This is a genomic window from Lacticaseibacillus huelsenbergensis, from assembly GCF_029726355.1.
Classification (GTDB): domain Bacteria; phylum Bacillota; class Bacilli; order Lactobacillales; family Lactobacillaceae; genus Lacticaseibacillus; species Lacticaseibacillus casei.
Map to the genome: position 1 here is coordinate 2945771 of NZ_CP120687.1, position 13769 is coordinate 2959539.

Genomic DNA, 13769 nt, shown 5'->3' on the forward strand with positions numbered 1-13769 from the left:
CCGTATGATAACAACATGCACGGAAAGGCGGAAAGATATGAAAATTGCAGTCTATTGCGGTGCCAATCATGGCGTTAATGATGAATTTCTTCAGGCAGCTACACAGGTTGGTGCCTGGATTGCCGAGCGTGGTGATACTTTAATCTACGGCGGCAAGCTAGGCTTAATGGGTGCGGTTGCCGGCAGTACGCTTCAACATGGCGGTCAAGTCATTGGCGTCATGCCTCAGGTGTTAGCAGACCGCGGCCTGGCCATGCCCGACCTGACGGATTTGGAAGTTGTCGCGGATATGGGTACCCGTAAGGCCCGAATGATTGAACTGGCCGATGTCGATATCGCCTTACCCGGCGGCCCGGGAACGTTAGAAGAAATTACGGAAGCCATTTCTTTTTCCCGGATCGGATTAAACGCCAGTCCTACTGTTTTGTTCAATCAAGACGGTTATTACGAGCCGCTGCATCAGATGTACCAAACAGCGGTAGATCAAGGGTTCTTCGACCAGGATGCATTTGACAACCTGTTATTTTCATCTGATCTGCAGGAAATCAGCACGTTCATTGCTAATTACCAACCGCTTGGGGTGCGACAATATCATTAACCAAGCAAGCTTGTATATGACTCATATAAAAAACACGCCATTTCATTCAAAGCGAATGGAATGACGTGTCTTTTTATATGTAAGCGTAAACTGACGCAACTAGAACTTACGCCAGTAAACTGGTTACATGCTGATTAAGCCAAAGCTTTTTTAGCGGTATCCGCCAAAGCCTTGAAGCCGTCTGGGTCGCTGACAGCAAGATCAGCGAGCATCTTACGGTTCATGTCGACATTAGCGAGTTTCAGGCCGTGCATCAACTTGCTGTATGAAATGTCATTCATACGTGCAGCTGCGTTAATCCGGGCAATCCAAAGACGCCGGAAATCGCGCTTCTTGGCGCGGCGATCGCGGAATGCATAGCGATACGAAACCATGACCTGCGCACTTGCTGCCTTAAACAGTAAATGCTTGGCACCACGATAACCCTTAGCGAGCTTCAGTACCTTCTTACGACGCTTACGAGTAACTGTTCCACCTTTAACACGTGGCATTAGAATTCCTCCTCAAATCAAATCCGATAGCTTATTATTTCATCTGGCTGAGCATCTGGCGGATCCGCTTCATATCTGAGTGGGATACCAATGCTGACTTACGCAATTGACGACGCTGCTTCTTCGTCTTGCCGTGGAAACGGTGTGACGTGTATGCGTGACCGCGCTTAAGGGCACCTGATGCGGTTTTCTTAAAACGCTTTGCGGAAGCGCGGTGGGTCTTGAATTTTGGCATGTCTTTTTCCTCCTCTAAACATCAATGCGCGCACGACTACTTAAAGCCGTGCACGCCTTTGTAACATTCGCCGATGATTATTTATCGGCTCGCGGTGCAAGCATTAAGAACATGCTGCGACCATCCATCTTTGGATGAGTTTCAACAGTAGCAATTTCCTTAACGGCATCCGCCATCTGCTCAAGAACCTTACGACCAAGATCCTTGTGCGTAATTGCTCGACCACGGAATCGAACGCTCACTTTGACCTTGTCCCCTTTTTTCAGGAACTTCGTCGCGTTCTTAAGCCGGGTATTGAAATCTGCTTCACCAATGGTCGGGCTCAAGCGGATTTCCTTAATGGTGACAGTCTTTTGTTTCTTCCGAGCATCGCGCTCTTTCTTCTGCAGCTCGAATCGGAATTTCCCGTAGTCCATGATGCGGGCAACCGGTGGCTTGGCATTAGGCGATACTAAGACAACATCTAAGTTTGCATCCTCGGCAATGGCCAAGGCGTCACGCGTACTCTTAACGCCGAGCTGTTCACCGGTCTGGGAGATCAATCGAACTTCACGTGCGCGAATACTGTCATTGACTATCAGATCTCTTGCTATGGTTGTTCACCTCCGTGTGAATTTCAGAGAAAAAACAAAAACAGCGTGGCCGCAAAGACCCCCGCTGTTCATTAAATACCGAACTAATGAGCCTAGAGGTCTAAAGACGTGGGCGAGAAGCGGGAACTTCTGCTTTTTCTCAACAGCAATAACTATACAGTAGCAAGCCGCTTGCGTCAAGAGGGGCGCTATCGATGTTATCGTTGGTAAAAGGGCGAAAACTCACCGCTGACATATCGGCCTAGTTCATTATCGGTTGGACTGACATGAAATTGCTGAGTTTCCGGTAAGTAAGCTTCCGCAAAACCAACCAATGCGTGTAAATCAGCGTCTTTGTCAGCATCGACAACCAGTAGCAAACTCTGTGCGTCATCCGCACGCATCATCGTAACCAAATAAGCGGCGTGCACGGTTGGCATTTTTGGCAGGTATTCCCGCAACTGCTCAACAAGATCAGCGGTTTCGCGAGGTGGTTCACTAATTCGAACAGCCTCGCCATGTTTGGCTTGATCCGGCTTTGCCACATAAAATAGATTGGCACGTGACAATACCATGTTTTCATCATATGGATTGATGACCACGCCGAAAATGTCGCGATCCTCATATAAGAAATTGGCACAATCAGCAATCGTCGCAACCGCAAAATGATCGTGATCCGGACTTTTGGCAAAATTTGCCTGATCCGTAAAAATTGGCAAATAATCATGCCCATTGTCATCAGTAAGCATCACCACGGTCGGGTCGCCTGTACGTGCCGTCCCGACTGGCAACATAAACTTGGCACTTTTCAAGCCAGCATAAAAAGCCGCTTGCGTGTCATCATTTTGATCCGTTCTTAAAAGCCGCATCAAATGAATTAACTGGGGATTTTGAACTTGTGGCTCATTGGTCATCGTCGTCTTCTCCTTTATTTTGCTGCTGGTTGAGGTTCATTTTATTGCGAAAATTCCGTAATTTTTTAGGTAAGCCGATCAGCCATGACAATAAAACGATGCCGACACTGCCGAAAACCGCAACGCCTTGAGGTTGAAATTCAATTTTGCCGAACCACCAATTGGCAATGCCATACGCGGCCAATGCCGTTAAAAGCATCACGATCCCCATCAGCACCAGCAGGCCGCGACCACGATGGGCAATGAGCCAGCGGCCGCGCTGACTGGGAGTCCGCCACGGTAACTTCAAGTAAACCAGTAGAACAACAAAATACAAGCTGGCTGCCAAAACTTTTGTGACGAAAAATAAAACGAGCCATGAAGCCCATAACGCAATAACCACCTAGTCACCCTTTCCTTGCTGTCTGTCGTAAATGTGTCCAGTGTATCATACATGGCAATAGGCGGCGAAAAAGTGCCAGGTAATTGTAGCGCAGCGAACAAAAAGATCTGAGTCAAATGGCGCAGATCTTTTCGGTTTACTTTAAAGGACGGCTATTAATCGCCTAAAACCTTCTTCGCCTCGGTAGGCTTGGTCTTGCCATCGCGACTGTAGTTCTTGACTTCGGCGACCATCGCGTCAATGAACATGTTACCGGCTTCTTCTTCGGTATGCTCATCACCGTAACGCCGAACCGAAACGGCAGCATCGTTGAGTTCCTTGTCACCGACAACGACCGTATATGGAATCTTCTTGGTCTGGGCTTCACGAATCTTGTAGCCCATCTTTTCATTCCGATCATCGACTTTGACCCGCAAGCCGGCTGCCAACATCTGGCGCTTGATGCGGTTGACATAGTCTAAGTGCAGATCATTGTTAACCGGGATCAAAACAGCCTGTGTCGGTGCTAACCAGGTCGGGAAGGCACCCTTGTAGATTTCGGTCAGATAAGCGATGAAGCGCTCCATCGTGCCGACAATGCCACGATGAATCATGACTGGTCGATGTTCTTCACCATCTTTGCCAACATAGGTCAGGTTGAAGCGTTCTGGCAACATGAAGTCCAACTGGATGGTCGACATCGTTTCGTCATTACCCAAGGCCGTCTTGGTCTGGATATCCAGCTTTGGCCCATAAAAGGCAGCTTCGCCTTCAGCTTCGTAGTAATCAAGATGCAGATCATCCATCGCACCTTTAAGCATGCTCTGGCTGCGGGTCCACATTTCATCATCATCAAAATACTTTTCGGTATTCTTGGGATCACGATATGAAAGCCGGAAGCTGTAATCGGTAATGTTGAAGTCTTCGTAAACGTCCATGATCAGGCGCAGAATCTTTTTGAATTCTTCTTGAACCTGATCCAAGGCAACAAAAGTGTGGCCGTCATTTAGCGTCATTTCCCGAACACGCTGCAAGCCGGACAGTGCGCCGGACTTTTCATAGCGGTGCATCATGCCCAATTCAGCAATGCGCAGCGGTAATTCACGATAAGAACGGATATGATGGTTGTAAATCTGAATGTGGCTTGGGCAGTTCATCGGCCGCAATTCAAGCATTTCACCATCGCCCATGTCCATTGGCGGGAACATGTCTTCGCGGTAGTGATCCCAGTGACCGGATGTCTTGTATAAGTCGAGGTTGGCAAGCACCGGCGTATAAACGTGTTCGTAGCCGTCTGCGATTTCCTTGTCGATAATATACCGTTCGATCACCCGCCGGATTGTTGCCCCATTTGGCATCCAGTAAGGCAAACCGGCACCGACTTTAGGATCGACGAAGAAAAGATCCAAGTCGCGGCCGATAACCCGGTGATCATGCTCAGCTGCTTCCTGACGGCGTTTAGCATCATCTTCGAGACCTTTTTCACTCCAATAAGCCGTCCCGTAAATCCGCTGGAGCATCGGATTGCTGCTCTTGCCTTGCCAGTAAGCGCCGGCAACTGACAGCAGTTTGAAATGCTTCAGATCTTTGAGACTTGGTAGCAGGACTTTTTCTTCGAAGTCAACAAAGTCACCGAGCTTGTAACCCTTAATCGGATCACCAGCAGCTTCGACCAATTGCTTCTTGAAAGGATCGTCTTTGAAGCGGGCAAAAGCATCGGCACGACTGAGAACAACCGGTTCCAAAGCAGCGTTGGCCTTAATGATTTCTTCCATTTTCTTTTGAACCGTTGGCAAATCATCGACACTTACCTGGCCATCCGCCCGATCGGTATCGTAATAGAAGCCATCCTCGGTCGCCTGACCCTGACCAAAATGGATATCAGGATACAAAGCTTTGAGTGCTGCAGCCAAAACAAACGCTGCCGTTTGCCGGAGAACCGTCAGCCCCTCGGCATCATCCTTGGTCATAATCTGCAGTTTGCCAGAATGAGCAATCGGTTCATCATAAGCGATCAACTCGCCATCCAACTTGCCGGCAACCGCCTTTTTGGCCAAACTGTTACTAATGCCTTCTGTAATAGCTTTCACCGTTGTACCATCTGGAAATTGTTTAACATTGCCATCTGGAAACGTAATATCTAATGCCATAAGAAAGACTCTCCTTTGTTGTTTTTTCGAAGAAACCATCCGTTCACCGATGCAGAGACCTGTGCGTAAGGATCTTGGTCGCAATGCCTAAGGGCACAACGCTTCAGTTCCAGACACTGCGGCTTCCGCTTGCGATAACGCGTTCGCCAGCCCAGAAACCTGCGTGTAAGGACCTTGGTCGCAATGGCCAAAGCCCGGCCATCACACCCAAGGCCACTTACACGCCGGTTTCTAACCGGGCTGGCTCACGCTCACAAAAAAATCGCCCCTAACATCTCCTAAGAGACATCAGGGACGATTTGTGATCGCGGTTCCACCCAGGTTGCCGACAGTCTTGCTGCGGGCCACTTCATTAACGCGTAACCTGCGCAACTGAGCCTTTCGGCAATCTCAAGAAGTGGTTCGGATCAGATCTTGCAAGACTTTCAGCCGCGGCCTTGCTCTCTGTCGGATGATCCTTTATTGCTTCCGTCTTCGATAGCTACATTGAACCACATTGCGCGGCTGGGTGCAAGCGGTTTTCTGAAAATTGCGTTATTCTTTTTGGAGTCGCACTTAATTAGCCAGCGGATTGCGGCGATTTTCTCCGCCGACCGTTACTTCTTTTGCGAGAAAACGGATCCGTTCCATAATGCGTTGGGCTTTTAGCATTTCGGAATTACCGCGGTCAGTCCCGGCCAAAGATTCGGTTAAATCGGCCATGCTTTTGTTGGAGCTAAACAGCGTCGGCATTTTTTCCTGCATGCGGTATTGCAAAATGATGCCAAGCACATCATCCCGGACCCAGGGACTGATACTTTCGGCGCCAATATCATCAAGCATCAGCACTTGCGCACGTTTGACGCTATCGATTTTTTTCAAAACCGTGTTGCTGCCAATGGCGCTTTTCATTTCAACAACAAAGGTCGGAACGTGAATCAGCGTCGTGCCAATGCCGCCTTTGCTGGCAAGATCATTGGCAATGGCACCGAGCAAATAGGTTTTACCGACGCCAAATGGACCGCTTAGATACAGGCCTTGGTGAAATGTTTTGGGATCGGCGACCACTGCCAAGACAAACCGGTTTGCGGCCAAAAGCGCATCCACCCGCTCATCGGTCGGATCGTAACTCGTCAGACTTGCATCGTGAATATCTTTAGGCATATTAACCGAGGTCACTAGCGACGCCTGCTTGGCCTCTTCGTCAGCCGCAAGCTTTGCATCTGTCGGCTCATAAGCGACATCGATCAGCCCGTTGGCAACGACTAACGTGGGTTGATAGCCGGGTGCCAATGGTAATTCACCACGGGCAATCTTGTTCCGCTCACTGACGAATTCATAGATTTTGGCCGTGCCGCGATCAATCGCATCGTCAGCTAATTCTGCCTCGTGTTGCTTAAGGAAGGTCTGGACATCAGGATCCTGCAAGGCTGCTTTGACCATTTTGAAATACCGCTCCCGCCACTGTCGAGAGTCCATTAACATTGCTAAGCGTTTACGCATATCTTCCATTAGTTCGTCCCTCCCTTATCACCGAGTTGTCGTAACTTTTCCAGCTGAGCAGCCAACGTCTGGCGATCCGCTTCGCTGACCTTTTTCTTCTTGGGTTGATAGCCTTCCTTAGCCCAATCTGGCAGCTTTTCCTGCCGCACACCTTTGGATTGGCCCTGATAGCGTTTCTTTCCAGTTGCTTTCTGCTCTTCAAACGTATGAATCTGCTGTAACGCTGCTTCGGGGCTCGTCACATTAGCTTTTAACCAGCTGTTTGCGATCGCATCCATCAAGGCTTGATTGATACTGTCATTCGTTCGGAGAATATAATCAATCAAAATATTAATCGTAGGGGCATCAAAAACATTGCGTTCACTAAGGCTCTGCACCGCGCGCAATTCATTATTGGCCGGATACATCCGGTCATTCTTAGCCTGTTTGGCCGCGGTTAAAAACTGACGCGGTGGCATGCTTTTGGCCCGTTTCAGCAGCGCTTCGTCAGCACTAGCCACTTTTGGCGGTTTGGTTGCTACTGGCTGCGCCTTGGTTTGCGGCTGCTGGCGGGTATAACTTTGCTCGGCCAGCCGCCGCAACGCGTTCAAGTCGATTTTGCCCGTCATCACATCCGTCGCCCGACTGATCAGCCGCGCAAAGTCAGGTGGTTGAATCCCGTAAAACCCGGCGATTTGATACAGTGCCTCTTGGTGTTTGGCTAATTGGCCTGACTGAATATTGCTGTTGGCTAACAACGATTGCAAAAGTTCCCAGTCATAGCCTTCGCCATTACCAAGCCGCGGTAATTGAGGCTGATTTTGAGCCATTGCCTTTTTGGCGGCAACCACCGCACTTGGTTCCCCGCTTAAGTTGTGGTCAAAGCGAAACACGTCCAAAAAGTTTGCTGTGATCTCCTGCCATTCCGGGCGGCGAACCGGTTTCAGACTGAACTGTGCAACCAGTTCGTCATACCGTTTTTCACCAACCTTGTCATAAAGCAACAGGCCCATCAAATCATCTTTAAAAAAGGCATCTGGCTGCACTGGCGGATAAAGTTCATAAGCGTAATAGCGTCCTAGGGAATCGACTTGCGTATAAGTTCGCAATAAGCCGACTGCTTCCAGTTTCACGCGAGCCACAAAGAGCTGATCGATGTCGATATCCAACAAATCCAATAGCCAGAGTTGCGGGCGCCGATCCGTCACCAAAGCGCGGTCTTTGACTTCCTGCCATAGACTTAGATAAAGCGCCATGGCAATCGGCCCCACGAGCGGTTGATAAAGCGAGATGGCGATCTTTTCATCAAAGTCGCTAAAATAACCTGCCTTGGTCAACACAAAGCCTGCTTGTGGCATAAACGTATCCGGACGCTGCATAGCAAATTCACCTCTTTTCAGACAACGGACCTGAGACAACTGCCCCAGGTCCGCTTGTTTTGCGCTCACTATTTCTTAGTCTTTTCCTTCTTCATCATATCCTGAAGCTCTTGCATGAAGACGGACATATCTTTGAACTGCCGATAAACACTGGCGAAGCGAATATAAGCCACGTCATCAACATCTGCTAGCTTGGACATGACATATTCGCCAATCGCTTGACTGGAAACTTCATTTTCACCAATCGCACGCAATTGGTTTTCAACCGAATCAACGATCCCTTGCATCTGCTCCATGGTGACCGGTCGTTTTTCTGCGGCCCGGATCAGTCCCTTCAGAATCTTCTCACGATTGAACTCTTCTCTGGTACCATTTTTCTTAATCACCAATAACGGGGTTTGCTCGACTCGTTCAAAAGTCGTGAAGCGAAACCCGCAATTCTCGCATTCGCGCCGGCGTCGGATCGCCCGACCGCCGTCTGTGGGACGCGAATCAACGACCCGCGAACTATTATGATGGCAATGGGGACATTGCACGACTCCACCTTCTTAATCAAAGTTTGATAATTAATTATAGCACGCACACGCCGCTTATGATAGGTGCTGTAACTGGCGGATCAAGGCTTTCGCTTGGGCAATCGTTGCTTCTGATTTTCCGTTATTGTCAATGACAAAATCAGCCATGGCCGCTTTTTCCGCCAAGGGTATCTGTGATGCAATGCGTTCTTTGGCTTCGGCTTCTGTCAGACCATCACGGGCCATCAACCGGTCCAACTGAACCTTGGGATCAACGGTGACCACGGCAACACCATCGAATGCATCGGCATAATCGGCTTCGTAAAGGAGTGGAATGTCACCAACCACAATCGCAGCACCGCCAGATTTCGCCTGTGCTAACGCTTGATTAATCGCCGCGCGCAGGTATGGTCGATTAATTTGATTCAGCGCCTCCAAACGCCGCGGTTGGGAAAAGACAATCTCACCGAGCTTGGCACGGTTGAGTTTACCGTCCTCGCGCAGTACTTGTGGCCCAAATGCCTGGACAATACGGGCGAGTGCAGGCCGACCGGGTTCGACAATCCGGCGCGCAATCACATCGGCATCTACGACTGGATAGCCAGCTGCTTTAAAGACTCGACTCACCGTTGATTTTCCTGAGGCAATACCGCCTGTCAAACCCAATAAATAGGTCATGCCGGACGCCTCCTTTGATGCAGAGGTTGGCAGTGGGGACAATAATGGGTACCGCGTTGGCCGACTTTGATTTTAACAATGAGTGTGCCGCAGCGATCACAAGGCGTCCCTTCCCGATCGTAAACATGTAGGGCATCTTGAAAAGAGCCGCGGTTGCCTTTTGCATCAACGTAGGTATGAGCACTGGTGCCGCCAGCAGCAATGGCCGCATCTAACTCCTTGATAATATTGTCATGTAAGGTATGAATTTCTTTTTTTGTCAGCGTATCAGCTGGCTGCAATGGATTCAAACGACTCAACCATAAAACTTCGTCGGCATAAATATTGCCGATACCGGCAACAACGGTCTGATCCAGTAACACCGATTTGATCGCTTTATGATGGCGTTTTAGTTTTTGGGCAAACGCCGCCTCGTCAAACGTCGCAGGGGTCGGCTCCGGCCCTAATTTTGCCAACGCCGGCACCGATTGTTCCTGACCAGTATGAATCAAGCGCATGCGGCCAAACTTGCGTAAATCCCGGTAGCGCAGTTGGCTTCCATCCTGGAACGTAAAAGTCACATGATCGTGCTTGTCAAATGGCGTATGGCCATCGCTAACAACGTAATAGCGACCTTCCATGCGTAAATGGCTGACAATGGTTTCACCGTTGTTCAGCCGAATCAACAGATATTTTCCCCGGCGATCGATCGTGGTGACAGCAGCGCCGACGACTTCTTTTTGAAAAGTCGGCAAGCCATTAATCAGAATTTTCGCCCAATTCGTACTAATGGCGGTGATCCGTTTGTTTTTGATAAGTGGCAACAATGAACGGCGAACCGTTTCGACTTCAGGTAACTCTGGCATTCCCGTTCTCCTTATTTCGCATCAAACCAAGTCGGACCGTAATGGCTATCGACTTTCAACGGCACGTCCAATTGCACGGCAGAATCCATAATCTTAGGCACAAGTTTGCCAAGTTGCTCCATTTCTGCGGTAGGAGCTTCAAAAATGAGTTCATCGTGCACCTGCAACAGCATTTTGGCTTGCAGATGGGCATCGGTTAACGCTTTTTGCATGCGAATCATTGCAACTTTGATAATGTCCGCTGCACTGCCTTGGATCGGCGTGTTCATCGCGGTGCGCTCAGCAAATTTACGTAAATTAAAGTTACGTGAATGAATTTGCGGCAAATAGCGGCGGCGATGGAACAGTGTCTCGACGTAACCGTCTTCGCGCGCCTTTTTAACCATATTGGCCATGTAATCATGAACCTTAGGATACTGCTCGAAATAGCCATCAATGAAAGCTTTGGCTTGCTTACGCGAAATTCCGATATTCTGTGCCAGGCCATAGTCGCTAATACCATAAACAATTCCAAAATTAGTTGCCTTGGCTTGCCGTCGCATATCCGGCGTGACTTGATCCGGTGAATCCAAGCCAAAAATCTTCATCGCTGTGTTGGCATGAATATCGACGCCATTTTTAAAGGCTTGTTGCATATTTTCGTCACCGGAAATATGTGACAACACGCGTAATTCGATTTGCGAATAATCCGAGCTGAAAATCTGCCAATCAGGATGGGATGGCACAAACGCCTTCCGAATGATTTTACCTTCGTCTCGCGCTGGAATGTTTTGCATGTTCGGATCGACGGAGCTTAAACGGCCGGTCTGGGTTAAGGTCTGCAAGTAACGGGTATGAATCTTGTGATCCGGCATTTGTGCTTTCAATAACCCCACAACATACGTCGAATTCAACTTTGCCCACCCGCGATAATCCAGAATATCCTGAACAATCGGACTGGCAGACTTCAGCTCGTTTAAGACATCGACACTGGTAGAATAACCTGTCTTGGTCTTCTTGATGACCGGCAGATTCAGCTTTTCAAATAAGATCTCACCCAGTTGCTTCGGTGAATTCAGATTGAACTTAACGCCAGCCTCACCATAAATCTTTTCTTCCAGCACCTTGATGCTTTGTGAAAACTCTGTACCCATATCTTTTAAGGTCTGGGCATCAAGCGTGATTCCCTGAATTTCCATATCTGCCAACACGCGCGCCAATGGCATTTCCATGTCCGTGAAAAGATCGGTCTGTTCCTGTTTAGCCAGATCTTCGGTTAAGTCGGGACGTAACGCAAAGAGTGCCATTGACTTGCGGGCAAATTGGGCAAATAGCTTTTTATCTTCTGGTACTTGGCGCTTGGCTCCTTTGCCATAAACATCTTCATCCCGCGGCAGGTCGTGATAATCATGGTCTTCGGCGATTTTGCCTAAATCATTGCTATTTTCGTCCGGATTGATCAAGTATGAAGCCAGTAAAACGTCAAACGCGATGTCCGGTAACTCTAATCCCAAGCGATGGGCAGCCACAATGTTGCGCTTGCCATCGAACACCGTCAAATCCCGCTTCGAATCACCTAGCCATTTGGTCACTTCGGGAATCGTCAGCAAGGAAACGTCCGTGCTGACATACGTTTCGTCTTTCGTGCCAATAAAAAAACCAATCTGGTCGGCAATATGATAATTGTCGTCCAACATTTCGATTTCAAAAGTGATTGGTTCCGTGATTTTCGTCAGGGCCAAAATGGACTTATCATCCAGCACCGAAAAATGAACCGGCTGCGTAGGTTTAGCCACATCCCCGCCGATCTTTTTCAGTAACGAGTTCATGTTCATCTTGGTATAAAATTCCCGCAGTTTGGCTAAGTCAGGTCCAGAATAAGTGACATCCGCCAAGTCGACTGTGACGGGAGCATCGCGATCAATCGTGGCAAGTTGCTTACTGAGATAGGCCTTATCCTTATCATTGATCAGGTTCTCTTTCAACTTGGACGTTTTCATCCCGTCAATATTCGCATAAAGGTTGTCAATACTGCCATACTGCTTCAGCAATTTCAACGCGGTCTTTTCGCCGACTTTGGTAACCCCCGGATAATTGTCAGAGGTGTCACCCATTAAGCCTTTCAGGTCGATGATTTGTGTCGGCGTAATCCCCAGCTTTTCTTTAACATGCTCCGGCGTATACGCTTCAAGTTCATTGACGCCTTTGACAGTCACCTGCACTGTCGTCTGGTCGGTGGTCAATTGGGTCAAATCCCGATCACCGGTCACAATCGTTGTTTGCCAGCCAGCGTCATCTGCCCGCTTCGCCATGGTTCCGATGATGTCGTCAGCTTCGTAATCTTTTAATTCATAATGCTGAATGCCCATATCGTCAAGCAATTCTTTGATGTACGGCAACTGTTCCAATAACTCGCTTGGCGTTTTGGCTCGGCCACTCTTATAATCAGCGTACTTCGCGGTGCGGAACGTGGTCTTACCGGCGTCAAATGCCACCAGTGCCGCGTCAGGTTGAACAGACTTCAAAACAATTTCCAGCATGTTATTGAACGCGTAAATCGCATTCGTATGCAGCCCATCCTGATTGGTGAACCGGTCGAGCTGATTGTATAAGGCAAAAAAAGCGCGAAACGCAATCGAGTTGCCGTCAATCAGCAATAATTTAGTTTGACTCGTCATATATGAGCTTCCTTTTCTTCTCAGACCACCTCTGAAGATGTCATGAGTTAATTGTCACAATCATTGTACCAAATTCTAGGCCTTTTTGGCGGATGGGTCATATTTGGCGGTTCGCCACTAGCGTTAGTTTTGGGTAGAAAAAAAGCCGGCGTTCAGCCAGCTTTTGAATACATTTAATTATTATTGTTGCCAACGCCCAGAATCTGCAGAATGGCGGTGAATAGGTTCAGGAAATCAAGATAGAGCATCAATGCTCCGACAACAGCCAGGGAATTTTCTGAAATTGCCGCCTGACCGTCACTGCCGGTTGTCAGGTACAGGTTCTTTAAACGCTGCGTATCCCAAGCGGTCAAGACGATGAAGATAATCAAGATGGCATAGGAGATCAGCATCTGTAAACCTGTCGAACCCATAAACACGTTGACTAAAGACATGATGATCACGCCGAACAACGCAACAAAGGCAATGTTACCGGCTTTGCTCAAATCACGCTTGCCAAAATGGCCAACCATCGACATGACGAGGAAGACCACCGCCGTTGTTGCCAAAGCAACTGCCAAGTTCGAAGTCCGTGCGACCATTGCAACCATTGCAAATGTAAAGCCAAAGCTTGCGGACATCAGATAAAACATCAACGTTGCGTAACCCGGACTTGCCTGTGCCCGTCGTCCTGTGACAAAGAAGGATAAAATCAGCGGCAAAGCAAGCATAATCCAGAAAACAATCGGATGTGCACCTACAAAGTTCGTATAATCTGCTTTAAAAGTAACTCCAAGTAAATAACTGACGAGCGCCGTCACAACCAGCCCGCTCCCCATCAAGGTGTAGATGCGGGAGAAGAACTGCGTCAAGCCGGCCTCGTTCACAACGCGGCGTTCTTGCATATTGCGTTCATTCCTTTCAACTATCTGTA

The 13769-nt window shown here is 48.7% G+C and carries 14 protein-coding genes; 1 reads left to right on the forward strand and 13 read right to left on the reverse strand.

The window, feature by feature from the left end; genetic code table 11:
* The first annotated feature begins 37 nt into the window (after window positions 1–37).
* A complete protein-coding gene (locus tag LHUE1_RS13650) occupies window positions 38–598 on the forward strand; it encodes an LOG family protein (RefSeq protein ID WP_049172144.1) in 561 nt (186 codons plus the stop codon).
* A 134-nt stretch (window positions 599–732) separates the two neighbouring features.
* On the opposite strand, the gene rplT is transcribed toward LHUE1_RS13650, so the two are convergent.
* The 13 genes from rplT to LHUE1_RS13715 form a co-directional block, all read right to left on the reverse strand.
* Window positions 733–1089, reverse strand: a complete 357-nt coding sequence (rplT, locus tag LHUE1_RS13655) for a 50S ribosomal protein L20 (protein WP_025013361.1) — start codon at window positions 1087–1089, stop codon at window positions 733–735.
* A 34-nt stretch (window positions 1090–1123) separates the two neighbouring features.
* Window positions 1124–1324 carry a 50S ribosomal protein L35 gene (gene rpmI, locus LHUE1_RS13660; RefSeq protein WP_003565872.1) on the reverse strand — a complete coding sequence of 67 codons (201 nt, stop codon included), beginning with the start codon at window positions 1322–1324 and terminating at the stop codon, window positions 1124–1126.
* Between the two features lie 77 nt (window positions 1325–1401).
* Window positions 1402–1917, reverse strand: a complete 516-nt coding sequence (gene infC, locus LHUE1_RS13665; protein ID WP_171024638.1) for a translation initiation factor IF-3 — start codon at window positions 1915–1917, stop codon at window positions 1402–1404.
* A gap of 197 nt (window positions 1918–2114) precedes the next feature.
* Complete coding sequence (locus LHUE1_RS13670; RefSeq protein WP_049172141.1) at window positions 2115–2810, reverse strand: enhanced serine sensitivity protein SseB C-terminal domain-containing protein; 696 nt, start codon at window positions 2808–2810, stop codon at window positions 2115–2117.
* Window positions 2800–3192, reverse strand: a complete 393-nt coding sequence (locus tag LHUE1_RS13675) for a hypothetical protein (RefSeq protein WP_025013647.1) — start codon at window positions 3190–3192, stop codon at window positions 2800–2802. Before LHUE1_RS13675 ends, LHUE1_RS13670 begins: the two co-directional genes overlap by 11 nt.
* Before the next feature lie 155 nt (window positions 3193–3347).
* Window positions 3348–5321, reverse strand: a complete 1974-nt coding sequence (gene thrS / locus LHUE1_RS13680; RefSeq protein ID WP_049172139.1) for a threonine--tRNA ligase — start codon at window positions 5319–5321, stop codon at window positions 3348–3350.
* 555 nt (window positions 5322–5876) lie between these two features.
* Window positions 5877–6812, reverse strand: a complete 936-nt coding sequence (dnaI, locus tag LHUE1_RS13685) for a primosomal protein DnaI (RefSeq protein ID WP_049172138.1) — start codon at window positions 6810–6812, stop codon at window positions 5877–5879.
* Window positions 6812–8161 carry a replication initiation and membrane attachment family protein gene (locus LHUE1_RS13690; protein WP_049172136.1) on the reverse strand — a complete coding sequence of 450 codons (1350 nt, stop codon included), beginning with the start codon at window positions 8159–8161 and terminating at the stop codon, window positions 6812–6814. Before LHUE1_RS13690 ends, dnaI begins: the two co-directional genes overlap by 1 nt.
* A gap of 68 nt (window positions 8162–8229) precedes the next feature.
* Window positions 8230–8697, reverse strand: a complete 468-nt coding sequence (gene nrdR / locus LHUE1_RS13695; protein WP_005687991.1) for a transcriptional regulator NrdR — start codon at window positions 8695–8697, stop codon at window positions 8230–8232.
* 54 nt (window positions 8698–8751) lie between these two features.
* Window positions 8752–9354, reverse strand: coding sequence for a dephospho-CoA kinase (gene coaE / locus LHUE1_RS13700; protein ID WP_049172133.1), 603 nt, complete (start codon window positions 9352–9354; stop codon window positions 8752–8754).
* Window positions 9351–10199 carry a DNA-formamidopyrimidine glycosylase gene (gene mutM / locus LHUE1_RS13705; protein WP_049172131.1) on the reverse strand — a complete coding sequence of 283 codons (849 nt, stop codon included), beginning with the start codon at window positions 10197–10199 and terminating at the stop codon, window positions 9351–9353. Before mutM ends, coaE begins: the two co-directional genes overlap by 4 nt.
* An 11-nt stretch (window positions 10200–10210) precedes the next feature.
* Entirely contained in the window at window positions 10211–12856 is a 2646-nt protein-coding gene (gene polA, locus LHUE1_RS13710; protein ID WP_049172129.1) for a DNA polymerase I, read from the reverse strand.
* Between the two features lie 173 nt (window positions 12857–13029).
* Entirely contained in the window at window positions 13030–13740 is a 711-nt protein-coding gene (locus LHUE1_RS13715) for a Bax inhibitor-1/YccA family protein (RefSeq protein ID WP_277848110.1), read from the reverse strand.
* Between the last annotated feature and the right edge of the window lie 29 nt (window positions 13741–13769).